This is a genomic window from Duganella sp. HH101 (genome assembly GCF_001758795.1).
Classification (GTDB): domain Bacteria; phylum Pseudomonadota; class Gammaproteobacteria; order Burkholderiales; family Burkholderiaceae_D; genus Rugamonas; species Rugamonas rivuli.
This window is the reverse complement of the sequence record NZ_LRON01000011.1, coordinates 42447-61510: the sequence shown is the minus strand read 5'-3', so window position 1 is coordinate 61510 and position 19064 is coordinate 42447. Positions and strand designations below refer to the sequence as shown.

Sequence of the window (19064 nt, the reverse complement as noted above, 5' to 3'; positions counted from 1 at the left end):
CGAGTAGTAGCAATGGATCATCAGGAAAATAACGAGCGCGCCCTTCAACTGCTGCAGACCGTGTTCGGCTACCCAGCCTTCCGCGGCCAGCAGGCGGAGATCGTCGGCCATGTCAGCGGTGGCGGCGACGCGCTGGTCCTGATGCCCACCGGCGGCGGCAAGTCGCTGTGCTATCAGATCCCCGCGCTGGTGCGCGACGGCGTCGGCGTGGTGGTCTCGCCGCTGATCGCGCTGATGCAGGACCAGGTGGACGCGCTGGCCGAAGTGGGCGTGCGCGCCGCCTTCCTCAACTCCACCCAGACTTACGAAGAAGCCAGCCGCATCGAGCGCCTGGTGCGCACCGGCGAGATCGACCTGGTCTACGTGGCGCCCGAGCGCCTGATGACGGAGCGCTGCCTGAACCTGTTCCAGGCGTCGAAGATCGCGCTGTTCGCCATCGACGAGGCGCACTGCGTATCGCAATGGGGGCATGACTTCCGGCCGGAGTACATCAAGCTGTCGGTGCTGCACGAGCAGTTCCCCAACGTGCCGCGCATCGCGCTGACCGCGACCGCCGATCCGCAGACCCGCGCCGAGATCATCCACCGCCTGCAGCTGGGCGATGCGATGCAGTTCGTGTCCTCGTTCGACCGCCCCAACATCCGCTACCAGATCGTCGAGAAGGCCAACGGCCGCAAGCAGCTACTGGACTTCATCACCACCGAGCATGGCGGCGACTGCGGCATCGTCTACTGCCTGTCGCGCAAGAAGGTCGAGGAGACGGCGGAGTTCCTCAACGAGAACGGCGTGCGCGCCATGGCCTACCACGCCGGCATGGACCACGCCAAGCGCGCGGCCAACCAGGCCAAGTTCCTGCGCGAAGAGAACATCGTCATGTGCGCCACCATCGCCTTCGGCATGGGCATCGACAAACCGAATGTGCGCTTCGTCTGCCACCTGGACCTGCCCAAGAGTATCGAGGGCTACTACCAGGAGACCGGCCGCGCCGGCCGCGACGGCGAGCCGTCCAGCGCCTGGATGGCCTACGGCCTGCAGGACGTGGTGCTGCAGCGGCGGATGATCGACGAATCGGAAGCCGACGAGACCTTCAAGCGGGTGCTGGGCAACAAGCTCGATGCGATGCTGGGCCTGTGCGAAACGCTGAGCTGCCGGCGCGTGCGCCTGCTCGACTATTTCGGCGAAGCCTCCGGCCCTTGCGGCAACTGCGACACCTGTTTGATCCCGCCGGTGTCCTTCGACGGCACGGTGCCGGTGCAGAAGCTGCTGTCGGCGGTGTACCGCGTCGACCAGCGCTTCGCGGCCGGCCATGTGATCGAAGTGCTGCGCGGGGTGGAGACGGACCGCATCAAGACCTGGCATCACGATTCGCTGTCGGTGTTCGGCATCGGCGCCGACCGCAGCGAGGCCGAGTGGCGCGCCATCCTGCGCCAGGTGATCGCGCTGGGACTGGTGACGGTCGACCATGAACAATACAGCTCGCTCAAGCTGACCGATGCGGCGCGTCCGGTGCTGAAGGGCGGGCAGAAGGTGCAGCTGCGCCAGTACCAGAAGCCGGTCAAGCAGAAGAGTCCGAGCAAGGCGTCTAAGGGTTACGTGGAGAGCGACCTGTCGCCGCGCGAGCAGGCCATCTTCGACAAGCTGCGCTGGTGGCGGGTGGAGACGGCGCGCGCGCACGACGTGGCGGCCTACATCATCTTCAACGACGCCACGCTGCGCGAGATCGCCAAGGCGCGTCCGACCACGCTGTCGGACCTGCGCGGCATCTCCGGCGTCGGCGAGAAGAAGCTGGCGTCCTACGGCGACGAGATCGTCGCCATGATCAGCGAGATGGAATAGCGTGTATTCGCGTCAGGGATGGAAAGTGCTTCATTATGTTTGCATTTTCAATCACCGTGATCGCATCCTGAAAAGGACCGTTACCTTTTTCCAAGGCGTTAAGTAAGCCTGCGGCCTCTTCCCGCACTTGTGGCGCAATTGGTGACTCCGTTTCGAATTCGAGAACTTTCTCAAGCTTCTCTTTGCCAATTCTTGCACTGCCGCCCAGACAATGAGCAATCGCCAGATCGAGGGCCATGTTTATGCGACCACAGTCACCTCGCGGATCGAACTCGCGTAAGAAGTTCTTGACGCTGAACATTTCGGCCCAGGCAGGAATAATTTTCTCGTTCAATCTTTGCGCAACTAAACCCGAAAGTTCCTTTTCATCCGTGCAGATATTAATTTTTTGCTGATTTCTATCTTCGGCTAAAGAAAATCGATTGCTGTAGTTGAGGGTCATATTCGTCATGCTCGCGCAAAATAATGGCACAACGATATTCCACATATAGAATTCGTCCTTATCCAAAGTGCGCTCTAACGAAAAACCCCGGACGATATGATGGGGTGGAGAGTAAATCAAACAATCGCCGATCAGCTCGACGCTGGAAATTTTTTCGCCAACTAGTTGTGCAAATTTCCTGGATCGCTTTGTCATCACTGCATCCTTATCGTAGGATTTTTGTTTGTTGATGCCTAGCCCGCTGCGCATGCAGAGCTACTAGTACGGGCTGGATGAGGGCCGGCCATCCAGGTCGGTCCATATGTCGTCAGGCAGCGAACGGTCCCTCAGGCAAACCCGATCGTGCTCCGGGTAAGTGATCCGATCGACCGCCGCCCGGGTGCCGACGACCAGGCAACGCGTTGGGATGGAACTCCGGTTTTCCAGATAGTGGCCAACCGGGACTCCCGCGCAGAAGGTCGCGACGTCGCCAGCCCGCATGCGTATCTCGGATGCGCCCTCGACCACGGTGATCTCGCCGGCCAGCACATACACTATCTCGTCTTCAGCGCTGTGCCAATGCTTGATAGAAGATCTGCACCCAGGCTGCAGGACTTCGATGAACGCGCCGAACTGCGTCAGCTCCCCGGTCTCGCTGATCCACAGCGTTTGATTCGGTTCGGGAGAACCCTGCACCGGGCTGGCCTCGACGACAAGCTGATCTTGGGTAAATACAGGCATGGAAAAGGCTCCGTGGGTGGACTCAGGCGGATTTTAGGATACCATCCCCGTGCTCCCGTGAAGAACCTGAAAGAGAAAAACATGCTTGCACCGACTATTTTTAATCGCTATCTCGGCCAGTTGGCGGCGATCATCGACAAGGCGAAAGTAAAGCCGGAAATCCTCACCGCGCGACTGCATGCGGAGATGCTGCCGTTTGCCTCGCAGGTACGGGCCACCTGCAATTTCGCGCTGCGCGGCTGCTGCCCGCTGGCGGGCCTGCCGCCGGTCAGTTTCGATGGCGCCGAGGTGTCCTTTGCCGCGCTGGCGCAGCAGATCGACGACACCATCGCCTACATCGCCGCGATCCCGCCGCAGCAGTTCGAAGGCCCGGCCGACCGCCTGTGCCGCGACCGCGCCGGCTTCGCCGACATCGCACTGCCCGCCGACGAATATCTGAACCTCTACATCCTGCCCAATTTCTACTTCCACTTCAGCATGGCCTACGCCATCGCGCGCAGCCACGGCGCGGACATCGGCAAGCAGGACTTCGACGGCTACCACCTGTACGCGCCCGGCTTCTCGTTCGAACGTCCGGCAAGCTAGGGGCTACTCCCCCGCCGCCAGGCGCACCGCCAAACCGTCGAGCAGCAGATCCAAACCGAAGCGGAAGCGCGCTTCGAAGTCGGGATTGAAAATGTCCTCGCGCGCCGCGGCCAGGTGGGAAAACCTGGCCAGCGCCGCCGCCTGGAACGCCTCGGCGCGTTGATCCAGTTCGGCCGCCGGCATGGCGTTCCGCGCCAGGCCGCTTTCCTCCATCACAAAGCCCAGCAAAAAATACAGCACGCTGAAGGCGCCCCACGACGCCAGCCGCGTGCCGGCGCCGGCCTCGCGCAGCGGCGCCATGAGCGCGTCGCCAACCCGCAGCACATTCTCGGTCGTCACATAGGTGCCGGCGTACACGCGGGCGCCGTCGCGCCGCGCCAGCAGCGCGCCGCGCATTTCGCCGGCCACCTCGGCCACCCGCTCGCGCCAAGGCCGCCCCGGCCCGCCCGGATCAAGCGCCACCTCCGCCACCAGCGCATCGGCCATCGCATCGAGCAGCACCTGCTTGTTGGCGAAGTGCCAGTACAGCGAGGCCGCCTTGATCTCCATCGCATCGGCCAGGCGACGCATGGTCAAGCCGTCCAACCCCGCCTCGTCCAGCAGTTCCAGCGCCTTGGCGACGACTTGCTCTTTTTGTATGGCCATCAAAAAATCCTTTGCATTCAAGTCTAACGATGTTAGTTTACTATACCTAACACCGTTAGATTGGAGAAAAAATGAAATCAGATACCGATGTCATCGTCGTGGGCGCCGGCCCGGTGGGATTGCTGCTGGCCTGCGAACTGCGGCTGGTCGGGGTGGACGTGGTACTGCTGGAACGCCGCAGCGAACCGGTACGCGACTCGCGCGCCCTCGGCACTGGCCCTCGGCATGCACGCCCGCACCATCGAGACGCTGGGCCTGCGCGGCCTGGCCCCGCGCTTCCTTGAGCGCGGACGGCCTTTCGGCGTCGGCCACTACGGCGCGCTGGAGACGATGCTGAATTTTTCCGCGCTCGATAGCGGCTATCCGTTTCAGCTGGTGATACCGCAATCGCTGACGGAACAACTGCTGGAGGAGCGCGCACGCGAACTGGGCGTGCGCGTGCAGCGCGACGCCACGGTCGACAAAACGTGGCAGGACGACGCGGGTGTCCACGCATCCGGAACCGCGGGCGGGCAGCGCTTCACCTTCAGCGGCGCCTACCTCGCCGGCTGCGACGGCGCGCGCAGCGCGGTGCGGCGGCAAGCCGGCATCGCCTTCGACGGCGTGGAAGCCGGCACCACCACGATGCTGGGCGACGTGCAGCTGCGCGCGCCGTTGCCGGCGCCCGCGCTGATGAAGGTGAACCAGGAGGGTGTGCTGATGATCGTGCCGTTGGGCGACGGCGTGTATCACCGCCTGATCGTGCTGGACGCGCGCCGCCGCGACGTGCCTGTCGCCGAACCGGTAACGCTGGAGGAACTGGCCGACGGCGCGCGGCGCATCGCCGGCTGCGACTACCTGCCCTCGCAAGCACGCTGGCTGTCGCGCTTCTCCGACGAGACGCGGCACGCGGCGCAATACCGCCAGGGCCGGATCTTCCTGGCCGGCGACGCCGCGCACATCCACATGCCGGCCGGCGGTCAGGGCATGAACGTCGGCATGCAGGACGCCTTCAATCTCGGATGGAAAATGGCGGCCGTGGTGAGGGGCCAGGCGCCGCAAGGGCTGCTGGACAGCTATCACAACGAACGCCATCCGCTCGGCGCCCAATTGTTCCGCAACACGATGGCGCAGACGGCGCTGCTGACGTCTTTCGACCAGCGCGGCCTGGCCCTGCGCGCGGAGATCAGCGGTTTGCTGACGCAGCCCGAGGTCAACCTGAAACTGGCGCTGCAAATCTCCGGCCTGGGCATAGGTTACGGCGCCGCGTTGAGCGAGCCGCCCGCGCCGGTGCTGCCCGAGTGGAGCGGCCGCCGCATCCCCGAGATGACGCTGGCCGACGGCGGCAGCCTGCATGGTCTTCTGCATCAAGGCGAGTGGCTGTATCTGCGCCTGCGCGAAGACGCCCCGCATGCGGTGGCTTGCCCCGGCAGGCTGCGCACCGCCAGCGCGGCGCTTGCGCCGTCGCCGGACTTGGGCGCTTCGCAAGCGGAGCTAATGGCGGCCGGGCCGCGTGCATTGCTGATACGTCCGGATGGCTACGCGGACTACGCGCTGGCCTAGGCGACGATGCTGCGGTAGCGGCTGGGCGGCGCACCCACGCTGTCGCGGAAGCGGTGGCTGAAGTGGCTCAGGTCCGCGTAGCCGCAGGCGTCGGCGATCTGCTGCAAGGGCTGGTCGGTGGTCTTCAACAGCAGCCGCGCATGCTCCACGCGACGCGCCGCGATCCACGCCGACGGCGGCATGCCGAACGAGATCCTGAACATCCGCGCCAGGTGGTACTCCGACATGCACGCCAGCTGCGCCAGCATGCCCAGCGAGATATTCTGTCCAAGGTTCGCCTCGATGTAGTCGGCAAGCCGCCGCCGCACCACCGGCGCGAGTCCGCCCCGCACGCGTTGCTGGTGCTGGGGCATCGATTGCGACAGCAGCAGGTGGCTCAAGGTCTCGTGCGCCACCTCGTTGGCGCGCAGCTGGCCGTCCGCGCCGTCCCACGACATATCCGCCAGACCGGCGCACAGCTTGCCGATGCGTTCATGCTCGAAGTAGGTGCGGTCGGCCAGCGTGATCTCGCGCGGCTCGCGGTCCAGCTCCACCACCGCGCGCCGCGTGAAATGCTCGGGCAGGAAGTAGACGTGCAGGAAGCGCAGCGGCCCGCGCACCGTCCAGCTGGACTCGTGCCAGTCCGGCAGCGTGCACAGACGCTCCGGCGCTCCGTACAGGCCGGGAAGTTCGTCGCGCTCGGTGCGGTAGCCGCCGCCCATGTAGTAGGACAGCGTGTGGTGGCCCGGCTTGTTGTAGCTGGTCTCGGCGACCTCGGTGTCGCGGCGCCAGATGGCTACGGCCAGGTCGTCGCCCAGCCAGGCGAAGCGCTCCAGCACCGCGTCCGTTTCGGACATGGTGCGGAACACCGCGTGCGAAATCAGGCCGTCCGGCGCGCGGTCGGGAGAGGCATTAGTGGCGTTCGGAGGACGGGCTGGCACGGCGCGGACATTCAGTAAGAGTTGGCTTAAAGTCTAGCATGGAGCGCCCACTCCCCGCTGGCGGTCGGCCGATATGCGCAATTTTAGACAAGCGCCGCCCGCGCCCATCCGGCATGCTGGCGGCATGAATATCTTCCTCTACCTGCTCACCGTCCTGATCTGGGGTACCACCTGGATCGCCATCACCTTCCAGCTGGGCGTAGTCCCGGCGCCGGTGTCGATCGCCTACCGCTTCTGGCTGGCCGCCGCCGTGCTGATGGGATTCCTGCTCGTCACCCGCAAGCCGTGGTGGCCGCCGCGCCAGGCCTGGCGCTACCTGTTCGCCCAGGGCATGGCGCTGTTCTGCCTGAACTTCCTGTGCTTCTACTACGCCAGCCAGTGGATCACCAGCGGCCTCGAAGCGGTGGTGTTCTCCACCGCGCCGCTGTGGAACGCCATCAACGGCCGCATTTTCCTCGGCCGGCCGATACGCCGCCAGGTGATGGTGGGCGCCCTGCTCGGCCTGACCGGCATCGTGTTGCTGTTCGCGCCGCAGATGGCGGGCCACTGGCACGACAGCAAGGTGATGATGGGCCTCGCGCTGACCTTGGGCGGCACGCTGTGCTTCTCCTGCGGGAACCTGCTGTCGAGCCGCATGCAATCCATGGGGCTGACGCCGTGGCTGACCAACAGCTGGGCCATGCTGATCGGCTCCACCACGCTGGGCGTGGCGGCGCTGGCGCTGGGCATGCCGTTCGCGCTGGAGCCGACCACGCGCTATGTCGGCGCCCTGCTCTACCTGGCGATCCCCGGCTCGGTGATCGGCTTCACCGCCTACCTGTTGCTGGTCGGCCGCATAGGACCGGACCGCGCGGCCTATTCCACGGTATTATTCCCCATCGTGGCATTGACCATTTCAACGATCTATGAAGGCTACCACTGGACGCCGACCGCCCTGACCGGGCTGGCGCTGGTACTGGCGGGGAACCTGCTGGCGTTCCTGCCGCTGGCGCCGCGCGCCAAGGCGATGGGAGCCGCATAAAAACAGGGGAACGCATGAACCGATACGCCGCCGCGCTGACGCTGGCGCTCGCAGGACAGGCAGGGGCGCCGGCATCGGCCGCCCCGGCGCCGGCCGACACCATCTACCGCAACGGCTACATCTACACCGTCGACGCCAAGGACAGCGTGCAGCAAGCGCTGGCCGTGCGCGCCGGCCGCATCGTCTACGTGGGAGACAATGCCGGCGCCAGGCCGCTGGCCGGCAAGAAGACCAAAGTCATCGACCTGCACGGTCGCATGCTGATGCCCGGCCTGATCGACGGCCATATGCACCCGCAATCGGGCGGCAGCCGCCTGCTCAACTGCAGCCTCGATTACGAGGCGCTGACCGTCGCCCAGTTCCAGTCGCGCATCCAGGCCTGTCTCGACAAGGACAAGAAGTCCGGCGCCGACCGCTGGCTGGTGGTGGTCAACTGGTTCCAGCAAGGGATGCTGCCGGATGGCGTGGAAACCACCGCCGCCATGCTCGACGCGCTGAAGACCGAACGCCCCATCATCGTGCGCTCCTCCTTCGGCCACTCCGCGCTGCTCAACACCAAGGGCGTGCAACTGGCCGGCATCAAGCGCGACACGCCCGATCCCGCCGGCGGCAAGATCACCCGCGACGCCAAGGGCGACGCCACCGGCCTGCTGGAGGACGCCGCGCAGGACATGGCGATGAACCTGCTGCCGCCGCTGACCGTGGCCGAGAACCTGGCCGCCTCCAAGGCCGCGCTGGCGGCGATGCGCAAGCAGGGCATCACCAGCTTCCTCGATGCCTACACCGATCCCGAAACCATGACCGCCTTCGCCGACCTGCACAAGCAGGGCAAGCTGACGGCGCGCGCCCACTTCGCTGTGCTGATCGACCTCGATAAAGGCGCCACGCCGCAAAGCGCGGTGGCCGAGCTGCTCAAGCAGCAGAAGCAGTTCGACCAGGGACCGACCGTCGTCGCGCCGTCGATGCAGGTGCGTCACGCCAAGCTGTTCATGGACGGCGTGATCTCCGCGCCAGCCTTCACCGGCGCCATGCTGGAACCCTACCTGGTCAACAAGGGCACGGCGGACAAGCCGGACTGGCAGCCCGGCGCCAGCACCGGCCCGGCCAGCTACTTCTCGCCAGAGGCGCTGAAGACCACGCTGACCGAACTGGCCAACGCCCGCATCGATCCGCACATCCACGTCGACGGCGACCGCGCCGTGCGCGAATCGCTGGACGCCATCGAAGCCCTGCGCGCCACGCCGGCCGGCAAGGCCATGCGGCCCGCACTGGCGCACGACGAAATCGTCGCCCCGGCCGACTACCCGCGCTTCGCCAAGCTGGATGTGACGCCGGTGCTGTCCCTCCAGTGGGGGAAGCCGGCGCCGGACACCGTGGGCGCGCTGAAGGACTACATGGGCCCGCAGCGCTACGCCATCGTCGAACCGCAGGCGTTGCTGCTGAACGCCGGCGCGCGCATCGCCTTCGGCAGCGACTGGCCGGTCGATCCGCTCGACGAATGGTTCGCGCTCAAGGTCGGCGTGACCCGCACCGCCGCACCCAACGCCGGCAAGGAGTATGGGGGCACGCTGGGGCCGCAGCCCGGCATGCCGCGCGCCGCCGTATTGCGCGCCATCACGCTCAACGCCGCCTACACGCTGCGCCAGGAGGCGCTTACCGGTTCGCTGGAGCCGGGCAAGCTGGCCGACATGATCGTATTGGACCGGAACTTCTTCACCATCCCGGCCGAGGACATCGCCAACATCAAGGTGCTGCAGACTATGGTGGGCGGCAAAATTGTGTATCAGGCCAAGGGCATGCGTTAAGATGTCGGCCTTTAGATAAACAGGCATAAACAAGCCCGCCATGGAACTCGCCATCTCCCTGCTGATCATCGCCGTCACCGGCCTGGTGGTCTACGCGATCATCAAGACCAATCCGGCCAAGCCGATGCAGCTGCCGGCACGTCCGGCCACGCCCTACGAGCCGGCGCTGCCCGAAGGCGCTCCCGTGCTGCACTGGTCCGACGACGGCCGCTTCCTGGTCGAAGTGGTCAACGAATCGCGCTACCAGGCCACGCTCAAGGCGCTGGCCGGCGACCATGGCGACCAGGCTGCCGCCGCGCCCTACCTGGCCACGCTGGTGCCGGACGACGTCAATCCCTATGAAAGCGCCGCCGTTGCGGTCTTCCTCGGCGGCCGCATGACGGGCTACCTGTCGCCCAAGGCATCGCTGACTTTCCGCGCGCTGTTGAAGCACAAGGAGATCGAAGGCCGCATCACCAGCTGCGAGGCACAGGTGCGCGGCGGCGGCGTGTGGCAGAACGGCCGCCTGTCGTATGTCGTGGTGCTGGACATGGAGCCGCTGGAGAAGTGATGAAGCTGTTCGCCCTGTCCCTGCTGATGGCGGCAGGCGCCGCACCTGCCCAGACGCCGGCGCCTGCGCCGGCCTTGCCGCTGGCGCTGCACTTTTCGCAAAGCCCGCCGCTGCACTACGCCGACTCGCGCGGCGTGCTGACCGGCCACGTCGCCAGGCCCGCCATCGCCGCGCTGAAGGCCGCCGGCATTCCCTTCCAGGTGCGGCAAACGCCGGCCAAGATGCAACTGGTGCTGATGCAGGACGGCCAGGAACCCGCCTGCATGCTGGGCTGGCTGCAAACGCCGGAGCGCGAACGCACCGGCAAATTCTCGGAAGTGGTGTACGAAGACAAGCGCCCGTTCGCGCTGACCTGGAGCGGCAACACGGCCATGCACGATGAAGAGCCGCTGAAGGACACGCTGACCGACAAGAACCTGCGCGCCGTGGTGAACCGGGGCGCCTCCTACGGCGTCGCGATCGACCGCGGCCTGCTGCGCTACAAGACGACCACCATCCCCACCACGGCCGACACCCAGCAGCTGCTGGACATGCTGCGCCGGCACAGCATCGATTACTTCTTCATCACGGAGGAGGAGCTGGAGGAAGCCGTCAAGGCTTCGGGGTATCCCGCTTCGCACTACAAGCGGATCTACTTCTCCGACCTGTACAAAGGCTACGAGCGTCGCCTGTGGTGCAGCAAGTCGGTGCCGGACGAGACGTTCAAACGCTTGAACGCCGCCATCGTCCGGCTGCGCAAATAATTACTTCTTGGTGAAGACCAGGTCCCACACGCCGTGGCCCAGTTTCAGGCCGCGGTTTTCGAACTTGGTCAGCGGACGATAAGCAGGCTGCGGCGCATAGCCGTCGGCGGTGTTCTGCAAGCCCTCTTCCGCGCCCAGCACTTCCAGCATCTGCACCGCGTAGTCTTCCCAATCGGTGGCGCAGTGCAGGTAGCCGCCCACGGCCAGCTTCTGAACCAGCAGCTTGACGAACGGTGACTGGATCAGGCGGCGCTTGTTGTGGCGGGCCTTGTGCCAAGGGTCCGGGAAATAAATGTGCACGCCGTGCAGCGAGCCGTCCGGGATCATCTGGTTCAGCACTTCGACCGCGTCGTGCTGGATCGCCTTCAGATTGGTCAGGCCCTGCTCTTCGATCAGCTTGAGCAGGCTGCCCACGCCGGGCGTGTGCACTTCCACGCCGATGAAGTCCTTCTCCGGCATCACGCCGGCGATGTGCGCCGTGGTGCCGCCCATGCCGAAGCCGATCTCCAGCACCACCGGCGCCTTGCGGCCGAAGGCCTGCTCGTAGTCGAGCGGCGCCTTGGCGTATTCGATCATGTACTTCGGGCTCAGCTCTTCCAGCGCGCGCGCTTGCGCCGTCGACAGGCGGCCGGCGCGGGTGACGAAACTGCGGATGCGGTGTTCGGTCGGGTCGTAGAGCATAGGCCGCGCTGGGCCGTCTTTAGGGGTATCGGAAGACATGGGATGAACTGGGTCGATAATCAATGAGGCAGCATTATATCAGCCGCCCAGGCCCCTCCCGCCTCCCCCGCCGCCCCGCTTCAGCAAATGATTGACACCCAGTTTGAGTTCAGGTCTAATCGTGTTCAGTGGCTTGAAAACGTTTTCAAGCACTCCCGTTAATCCTCAAGCGACATCAACATGACCGATTTCACGCAATTCCCGCCCTCGTTCACCTGGGGCGTGGCCACCAGCGCGTTCCAGATTGAAGGCGGCGCGGCCGCCGACGGCAAGGGGCCGTCGATCTGGGACACCTTCAGCCACACCCTCGGCAAAGTCATCGACGGCAGCAATGGCGATGTCGCCTGCGACCACTACCACCGCTACCCGGAAGACGTGGCCATCATGTCCGGCCTGGGCGTGGACGCCTACCGCTTCTCGATGGCATGGTCGCGCGTGCAGCCACAGGGCAAAGGCGCGTGGAACGAAGCCGGTTTCGCCTTCTACGACCGGCTGCTGTCCGAGCTGGAGGCCAAGGGCATAGACGCCCATGTCACGCTGTACCACTGGGACCTGCCGCAAGGGCTGCAGGACGACGGCGGCTGGCTCAATCGCGACACCGCCTACCGCTTTGCCGACTATGCCGGCGAAGTGGCGCGTCGTTTTGGCTCGCGCTTGAAAACGATTGCAACGCATAATGAGCCATGGTGCACGGCCAACCTGGGTTACGGCAATGCGCAGTTCGCGCCGGGCGTGGCGGACCTGAAGCAGTCGATACAGGTGTCGCACCACCTGCTGCTGTCGCACGGGCTGGCGATGCAGGCGATGCGCGCGGTGGGCAGCAGCGCGCAGCTGGGCATCGTGCTCAATCAGTGGACCGCCGACGCGGCCACCGACAGCGCCGCAGACAAGGCGATGGCGGAATTCGAATACGCGCGCTCGGTGCAGTGGTTCATGGACCCCATCTTCAAGGGCAAGTACCCGGAACTGGCGCTGCAGGGCCACGGCGACAACGCGCCGGTGGTCCACGAGAACGATTTCAAGGACATCCAGCACAAGATCGACTTCCTCGGCGTGAACTACTACTTCCGCGCCTACTGCTCGGCCGAGACGCCGCCGCGCCAGCCGGAAGCGAAGCTGGGCACCACCGACATGGGCTGGGAGATCTTCCCCGACGGCCTGACCGAGCTGCTGCTGAAACTGAAGGCCGAATACGATCTGCCGCCGATCTACATCACCGAGAACGGCATGGCCAACCCGGACGTGATCGTCGACGGCGAGATCCCGGACGAGGCGCGTATCGACTTCGTGCTGCGCCACCTGAAGGCGCTGAACGACGCGCGGCTACAAGGCGTGGACATCCAGGGCTACTTCCTTTGGAGCCTGCTGGATAACTTCGAATGGAACTCCGGTTACGCGAAGCGCTTCGGCATCGTGCATGTCGACTACGCCACGCAGAAGCGAACGCTGAAGCACAGCGCGCACTGGTACCGCGACTATCTGTTGAAACAAAGGCCGCAGCGCACCGCGCACGCGGCCTAGAGCAAGCGTTTTAACCCGCCGGCGCAGATGCCGGCGTTTTCCTTTCTACAGGCCGCAGAGCCTGATGCTTTACACTCCAACGAGAATAACGAGGACGACATCATGCAAACCGCACCATCCGCCGCGCCGGCGCAGGAACAGCAAGCACCCGCCGCCATTCAACCGCCATCGCTGCTGCGCGCCATGTTCGCGCGCGGCACGCCGATGCTGTGGGTCCCCAGCGGCTACTTCGCGATGGCGCTGACCTACATGATGCTCACCAGCGTCACCTCCATCATGTTCAAGAACCTGGGCATGGACAACGGCCAGGCCGCGCAGTACGCCAGCTACCTGATCCTGGCCTACACCATCAAGCCGCTGTTCGCGCCCTTCGTCGAGATGTACCGAACCAAGAAGTTCTTCGTGCTGTGCGCTCAGCTGATCATCGGCGTCGGCTTCGCCGGCGTGGCGCTGGCGATGTCGCTGCCGGACTACATGGTGGTGATGGTGTTCCTGTTCGGCGTGCTGTCGCTGGTGGGCGCCACGCAGGACATCGCCTCCGACGGCGTCTACGTCACCTCGCTGGACGCCAGGACGCAATCGCTGTTCTGCGGCATCCAGAGCCTGAGCTGGAACATCGGTCCCATCGTCGCCTCGGGCGGCATGGTGTACCTGAGCGGCTGGCTGCACACGCACTACTTCCATCACCAGGCCGGCGTGTTCGGGCCGGAGTGGATCGAATCGTGGCGCATCATCTTCTTCATCGTGGCGGCGATCACCATCGTGGCGGCGCTGTGGCATATGCGCGTGATGCCGGACGGCGCCAAGGCGGAGAACGCGCCATCCTCGGTGGCCGAAGCGGCCTTCATCCTCAAGGATTCCTTCGTCACCTTCTTCCAGAAGCGCGATGTGTGGACGATGGTGGCGTTTGCCTTCCTGTTCCGGCTCAGTATCGGGCTGCTGGAAAAGATCGGTCCCTTCTTCATGGTCGATCCGGTGGCGCAGGGCGGGCTGGGATTGTCGAACGAGATGCTGGGGCTGATCTACGGCACGTACGGCCTGATCGCCGTGCTGCTTGGTTCCCTGCTGGGCGGGATCTTCGTCGCGCGGCGCGGCCTGCCGGCGACCTTATTCGTGCTGTGCTGCGCGGTCAACATCCCCAACGTCACCTTCCTGCTGATGAGCGTCTACCAGCCGGACAACCTGCTGGTGATCAGCGCCGGCGTGGCGATCGAGAAGTTCTTCTTCGGTTTCGGCTCGGTGGGTTTCATGATCTACCTGATGCAACAGCTGGCGCCCGGTAAATACACGACGACCCACTACGCATTCGGCACGGGCCTGATGGGTTTATGCATGATGGTGACGGGCATCGTCAGCGGCCATTTGCAGCAGGCGCTGGGTTATGTGCACTACTTCTGGCTGGTGATGGCCGCGACGATACCCTCGTTCATCGTCACCTGGTACGCGCCGTTCCACCACAAGGATTAAGTCGGTAAGAGAACAAGTAAAAGGGCCGGCGCTAAAAACGCCGGCCCTTTTTCCATCTCAATCCGGGGTCAGGTCCCCCATTTCTACACGAGCACTGCCTTAATTGGTTCTACGGACTAGCCCGTGTGGAAATGGGGGACCTGACCCCGGATAAAAAAAACCCCTCGGCCTTTACGGGACGAGGGGTGGGAAGACCACTACAACTGGGACTACAGGAACAACTCCGTGCTTAGAACGACTTGCCGACGTTGATGCCGAAGGTGCGCGGCGGCAGGTATTGCGCTTGCCACGGGCCGTTGGCGTTCATCGCGCTGGTCTTGATCTTCGCGTCTTCCGCGTTGCGGACGTAGGCATCGAAGTACCACTTCGAATTGGAATCGAAGCGCAGACCCAGGTCGGTACGGGTATAAGCCTTCTGCTTGTCCGGTTCACCCAGGTTGAACACGCTCAGCCAGCTGGCCGTCTCGTAGTGCGCGCTGATGCGCGGGATCAGCGTGCCGCTGTCCAGCGCGAAGCTGTGCTGGTACATGACCTGCGCGCTGAACTTCGGCGAGTGCGGCATGGTGTTGCCGCTCACGTCCAGGCACGGGTTGGTGATGCCGGGCGCCGTGCAGGCCGGCAGCACGTAATCGTTACTGCCGCCGATCAGATGCTTCAGCGTGGCGTTGGTGTACGCGGCGGTGAACTGCACGCGGTCTTCACGCGTGATCTTGGCCGCGATCTCCGTCTCGATACCCCATATCTTCGCACCTTCCGCATTGCTGGTCGCCAGGCCGCGCGTGCCGTCCGCATACGTCACCGGTGCGCTGAACTGGAAGCCTTTGAACTTCTCATAGTAAGCCGAGTTGTTCATCCGCACCGTGCCGCCGAAGAAGGTGCTCTTCGAACCGATCTCGTAGTTGGTCAGCGTCTCGGAACCATATGGCACGCCGCCATCCTGCAGGCCGCCCGACTTGTAGCCGGTCGATACGCTGGCGTAGACCATATTGTTCTTGTCGATCTCGTAGCTCGCGCGCACCAGGCCAGTCAGCTTGTGGTCGGTGAACACGCCGTCGTTGTGCTGGTAGGTCGTGAAGCCGGTGCCGCCGCCCAGTGGATTCATCGACGGGCTGACAGGAATCTGCGGCGCATCGAGGTTGCTCCAGCCGTTGTTGGTGCCGCCGATGTTCTTGCGCTCGTCCGAGGTGTAGCGCACGCCGCCGGTCACGTGCAGCGCGTCGGTGGCGTTCCAGGTCGCCTGGCCGAAGACGGCTTTCGAATCCACGGTTTCCTTAGGCTGGATGAAGGAACCCTGCCAGCCCACGGTGCCCTGCTGGGTGCCGTTCATGATCGGGATGTCGAAGCGGATGCCGTTGTCCTCATTGGCGTAGTACAGGCCAAGCAGCCAGTCCACATCGCGCTTGCCGGTCGACTGGATCTCCAGTTCGTGGCTGTAGTTCTTGTACTTGGACCAGACGGTGTTGTTGGCCTGGTAGCTACCGTTGCTGGTGAAGCTGGTCGGGATATTCGCGCCGCCATCCTGGTCGAAGGTCGACGAGCCGTTGAAGCGCGAGTAGCCGGCGATGTACGCAAGGCTGATGTCTTTGTTGATCTCGTAGTCGACGCGGCTGCGCAGCGAGTGCGAATCGCGGTTGACGCTAGGCGCCGTATCGATCAGCGCCGACCAGAACTCCTGGCCCGCGCGCGGCGTCTGCATCAGGTTCATGCTCGGCGTGCCGCGGTCCATATAGTGCTCGTACGCGACATTCCATTTCAGGCCCGGCGCCGGCTGCCACAGGAAGCTCAGACGCGCCGCGCTCTGGTCCTGGGCGCTGTACTTCTGGTTGTTGTTGACGAACAGGTTGGTGTTGATCGGCTGGAAGGCGATCGGGTTGCCCGGATGCGCCTTGTTCCATGCGGCGATGACCGGATCGGCCGCCGCATGCTGGTCCGCCAGCGACAGGTTGGGCGCGGTCTGGTAGTTGACGTAGCCGTTGTGCTGCTCGTGCACCACCGCCACGCGCATCGCCATCGTGTCGTTGATCGGAATGTTGACCGCGCCGCGCGCGCCCAGGCGGGCGTAGCTGCCGTAGCCCGCTTCGAAGTTACCGGCGCTGCTGCCGATTTCCGGCTTCACGGTCTGCATATTGACTGCGCCGACCGTCGAATTGCGTCCCCACAGCGTGCCTTGCGGGCCGCGCAGCACTTCGATCGCTTCCAGGTCGAACAGCAGCGCGGTCGCGCCTTCAGGACGCGGCGAGTAGATGCCGTCGACGAAGCTGGCCACTTCCGGATCGGCGTATTCGGTCTTGGCGCTGTCGTTGCCGATGCCGCGCAAGGTCATGGTGATCACGCCGTGGTCGCCCTGGCCGGTGGCGGCGAAGCCTGGCACCAGGTTGACCACGTCCTGCAAGGTCTGCACATGGTTATCGTCCAGCACCGCGGCGTTCAGCGCCGTCACGGCCACCGGGGTCTTTTGCAGCGAGGTGGAACGCTTGGTCGCGGTGACATACACCTCGGTGATGGCGGTCGAGTTTTTGTCGGCGGCGGCCGCTGCCGCGGCGGTGGACTGCTCGGCGGCTGGGGCGTCGGCCGGCGATGCATACGCGGCGACGCTGGTGCCGGCCATCAGGGCGAGGATGGCCAACTGGATCGGGGACGGCAAGCGCTTCCCGGACTGCGGTACGTGGACGTTCATAAGTCTCCTTTGTCGTAGCGATCGCGGCGGAGGTGCGACGCTACATTTATCATCGTTAAAAACGATTCCATGTTGTTTGAAAACGTTTTCAAATCAACTGAAACCGTTTTCCTTATTTGTGAAATCGATTTCATGGTACATAATTCAAATCACGGATGTCAATTTAAAAATTGTAGCGGCGTTGTTTCCCTGGCATGCCAGGGCGGAGGCGCACCCTGCCGATGGAGACCGGAAAAACGATGAAAACGATACCAACACCAGTCAAAAATGTCCTGATCGTCGGCGGCGGCACCGCCGGCTGGCTGACGGCAGCCTTCCTGGCCCGCACCCTGGGCGCCGACGCCGGTCCGGGCGCCGGCGGGGACAGCGTGCGCATCACGCTGGTGGAATCGAAGGAGATCGGCATCATCGGCGTCGGCGAAGGCACCTTCCCGTCGATCCGCGGCACGCTGGCCGCCATCGGCATCGACGAAGCGCGCTTCATCCGCGAATGCAACGCCACCTTCAAGCAGGGCATCAAGTTCACCGACTGGGTGCGCCCGCCCGGCACGCCGGGCAACGACCACTACTTCCATCCCTTCAGCCTGCCCAGCCAGCGCCCCGGCGGCCCGGAACTGCTGCCCTACTGGCTGCAGGGCGCCGCGCCTGCGGGCGTGGGCTTCGCCGCCGCCGCCACCATGCAGAAGCGCGTGGCCGACGCATCGCACGCGCCCAAGCGCTTCAACGACGCCGATTTCATGGGACCGCTGAACTACGCCTACCATTTCGACGCCGGCAAGTTCGCCGCCCTGCTCAGCACCCACGCGCAATCGTTGGGCGTGCGCCATGTGCTGGCGACGGTGGAGCGCGTGTCCCTGGACGGGCAAGGCGCGATCGGCGCCGTGCACACCAGGGAAGCCGGCGAGCTGACGGCCGACCTGTACATCGACTGCACCGGCTTCCGCGCCGCGCTGATCGGCGACGCGCTGGGCACGCCCTTCCGCAACATCAACGACACGCTGTTCGTCGACCGCGCGCTGGCGATGCAGGTGCCTTACGATACGGCCGACGCCCCCATCCCCTCCTACACCATCGCCACCGCGCACGAGGCGGGATGGACCTGGGACATCGGCCTGCACCAGCGGCGCGGCATCGGCTACGTCTACTCCAGCCGCCACACCGACGACGCCCGCGCCGAGCAGGTGCTGCGCGCCTACATCGGCAAGGCCAGCGACGGCCTCAATCCGCGCCAGCTCAAGCTCAATGTGGGCTACCGCGAGCAGCACTGGGTGAAGAACTGCGTGGCGGTGGGCTTGTCGGGCGGCTTCCTGGAGCCGCTGGAATCGTCGGGCATCGGCCTGATCGAAACGGCGGCCTATCTGGTCAGCTACCTGTTCCCGCACGACGGCGACATGGCGCCGGTGGCCAAGGTGTTCAACGAGATGATGAAGGCGCGCTACGAGCGCATCGTCGATTTCGTCAAGCTGCACTACTGCCTGACGCAGCGCCGGGACCACGCCTTCTGGACCGACAACACCGACCCGGCCAGCATCCCCGCATCGCTGCGCGACAAGCTGGCGATGTGGCGCCGCCGCGCGCCGCACCGCATGGACTTTGTGGTGGACCTGGAGATGTATCCGCCGTCCAGCTGGCAGTACGTGCTGTACGGGATGGAGTATCCGACCGCGCAATACGCCAACGCCAGCACGCTGCCGCGCTTCGATGAAGCGCGCAGGGAGTTCCAGATGATCGAGCAGATGTCGCAGCGCGCGCTGGCCGACCTGCCCACGCACCGGGCGCTGATCGACCACTTCCTCCAGCGCGGCGAGCGCAAGACCGCCTGACTGTCGTATTCCGGTTAAAAAGCGCCGAGCGTACGGACGCGAACATA

General features: G+C 64.6%; 17 protein-coding genes. 11 read left to right on the top strand and 6 right to left on the bottom strand.

Annotated elements, in window-relative coordinates; all coding sequences use genetic code 11:
• Nucleotides 1–12 precede the first annotated feature (12 nt).
• Nucleotides 13–1836 carry a DNA helicase RecQ gene (recQ, locus tag DUGA2_RS18290; protein ID WP_070270918.1) on the top strand — a complete coding sequence of 608 codons (1824 nt, stop codon included), beginning with the start codon at nucleotides 13–15 and terminating at the stop codon, nucleotides 1834–1836.
• Here recQ and DUGA2_RS18285 read toward each other — a convergent pair.
• Nucleotides 1820–2527, bottom strand: coding sequence for a hypothetical protein (locus tag DUGA2_RS18285; protein WP_070270917.1), 708 nt, complete (start codon nucleotides 2525–2527; stop codon nucleotides 1820–1822). The two genes, recQ and DUGA2_RS18285, sit on opposite strands and share 17 nt — an antisense overlap.
• A 9-nt stretch (nucleotides 2528–2536) precedes the next feature.
• The gene (locus DUGA2_RS18280; protein WP_070270916.1) at nucleotides 2537–2998 is read right to left on the bottom strand and encodes a cupin domain-containing protein; all 462 of its coding nucleotides are present in this window, start codon (nucleotides 2996–2998) and stop codon (nucleotides 2537–2539) included.
• Nucleotides 2999–3079: 81 nt separating this feature from the next.
• Between DUGA2_RS18280 and DUGA2_RS18275 the strand changes: the two genes are divergently transcribed.
• Nucleotides 3080–3583 (top strand): DUF1993 domain-containing protein, encoded by a 504-nt coding sequence (locus DUGA2_RS18275; RefSeq protein WP_070271070.1) that lies wholly within the window; start codon nucleotides 3080–3082, stop codon nucleotides 3581–3583.
• A 3-nt stretch (nucleotides 3584–3586) separates the two neighbouring features.
• Here the strand turns inward: DUGA2_RS18275 and DUGA2_RS18270 are convergent, their stop codons facing one another.
• Nucleotides 3587–4228: a TetR/AcrR family transcriptional regulator C-terminal domain-containing protein gene (locus tag DUGA2_RS18270; RefSeq protein ID WP_070270915.1), complete on the bottom strand. Its 642-nt coding sequence runs from the start codon at nucleotides 4226–4228 to the stop codon at nucleotides 3587–3589.
• 71 nt (nucleotides 4229–4299) lie between these two features.
• On the opposite strand from DUGA2_RS18270, the gene DUGA2_RS34260 reads away from it, so the two are divergent.
• Entirely contained in the window at nucleotides 4300–4512 is a 213-nt protein-coding gene (locus DUGA2_RS34260; RefSeq protein WP_210402579.1) for an FAD-dependent oxidoreductase, read from the top strand.
• Entirely contained in the window at nucleotides 4454–5770 is a 1317-nt protein-coding gene (locus DUGA2_RS18265) for an FAD-dependent monooxygenase (protein WP_210402582.1), read from the top strand. Before DUGA2_RS34260 ends, DUGA2_RS18265 begins: the two co-directional genes overlap by 59 nt.
• Here DUGA2_RS18265 and DUGA2_RS18260 read toward each other — a convergent pair.
• Nucleotides 5767–6690: a helix-turn-helix domain-containing protein gene (locus DUGA2_RS18260; RefSeq protein WP_070270914.1), complete on the bottom strand. Its 924-nt coding sequence runs from the start codon at nucleotides 6688–6690 to the stop codon at nucleotides 5767–5769. The two genes, DUGA2_RS18265 and DUGA2_RS18260, sit on opposite strands and share 4 nt — an antisense overlap.
• A 124-nt stretch (nucleotides 6691–6814) precedes the next feature.
• On the opposite strand from DUGA2_RS18260, the gene DUGA2_RS18255 reads away from it, so the two are divergent.
• Genes DUGA2_RS18255 through DUGA2_RS18240 form a run of 4 tightly spaced genes read left to right on the top strand, consistent with a single transcriptional unit; the run spans nucleotide 6815 to nucleotide 10809 of the window.
• Nucleotides 6815–7711 (top strand): DMT family transporter, encoded by an 897-nt coding sequence (locus DUGA2_RS18255; protein WP_070270913.1) that lies wholly within the window; start codon nucleotides 6815–6817, stop codon nucleotides 7709–7711.
• A gap of 14 nt (nucleotides 7712–7725) precedes the next feature.
• Nucleotides 7726–9516 carry an amidohydrolase gene (locus tag DUGA2_RS18250; RefSeq protein ID WP_070270912.1) on the top strand — a complete coding sequence of 597 codons (1791 nt, stop codon included), beginning with the start codon at nucleotides 7726–7728 and terminating at the stop codon, nucleotides 9514–9516.
• Nucleotides 9517–9556: 40 nt separating this feature from the next.
• On the top strand, nucleotides 9557–10066 hold the full coding sequence (locus DUGA2_RS18245) for a hypothetical protein (protein WP_070270911.1): 510 nt from the start codon (nucleotides 9557–9559) through the stop codon (nucleotides 10064–10066).
• Complete coding sequence (locus DUGA2_RS18240; RefSeq protein ID WP_070270910.1) at nucleotides 10066–10809, top strand: transporter substrate-binding domain-containing protein; 744 nt, start codon at nucleotides 10066–10068, stop codon at nucleotides 10807–10809. Before DUGA2_RS18245 ends, DUGA2_RS18240 begins: the two co-directional genes overlap by 1 nt.
• On the opposite strand, the gene trmB is transcribed toward DUGA2_RS18240, so the two are convergent.
• The gene (trmB, locus tag DUGA2_RS18235) at nucleotides 10810–11490 is read right to left on the bottom strand and encodes a tRNA (guanosine(46)-N7)-methyltransferase TrmB (RefSeq protein WP_070270909.1); all 681 of its coding nucleotides are present in this window, start codon (nucleotides 11488–11490) and stop codon (nucleotides 10810–10812) included.
• A gap of 219 nt (nucleotides 11491–11709) precedes the next feature.
• Between trmB and DUGA2_RS18230 the strand changes: the two genes are divergently transcribed.
• A complete protein-coding gene (locus DUGA2_RS18230) occupies nucleotides 11710–13050 on the top strand; it encodes a GH1 family beta-glucosidase (protein WP_070270908.1) in 1341 nt (446 codons plus the stop codon).
• 102 nt (nucleotides 13051–13152) lie between these two features.
• Complete coding sequence (locus DUGA2_RS18225; RefSeq protein WP_210402578.1) at nucleotides 13153–14517, top strand: MFS transporter; 1365 nt, start codon at nucleotides 13153–13155, stop codon at nucleotides 14515–14517.
• Nucleotides 14518–14746: 229 nt separating this feature from the next.
• Here DUGA2_RS18225 and DUGA2_RS18220 read toward each other — a convergent pair whose 3' ends face one another.
• On the bottom strand, nucleotides 14747–17194 hold the full coding sequence (locus tag DUGA2_RS18220; protein ID WP_070270907.1) for a TonB-dependent receptor: 2448 nt from the start codon (nucleotides 17192–17194) through the stop codon (nucleotides 14747–14749).
• A gap of 239 nt (nucleotides 17195–17433) precedes the next feature.
• On the opposite strand from DUGA2_RS18220, the gene DUGA2_RS18215 reads away from it, so the two are divergent.
• Nucleotides 17434–19017, top strand: coding sequence for a tryptophan halogenase family protein (locus tag DUGA2_RS18215; RefSeq protein ID WP_070270906.1), 1584 nt, complete (start codon nucleotides 17434–17436; stop codon nucleotides 19015–19017).
• The last annotated feature ends 47 nt before the right edge of the window (nucleotides 19018–19064 follow it).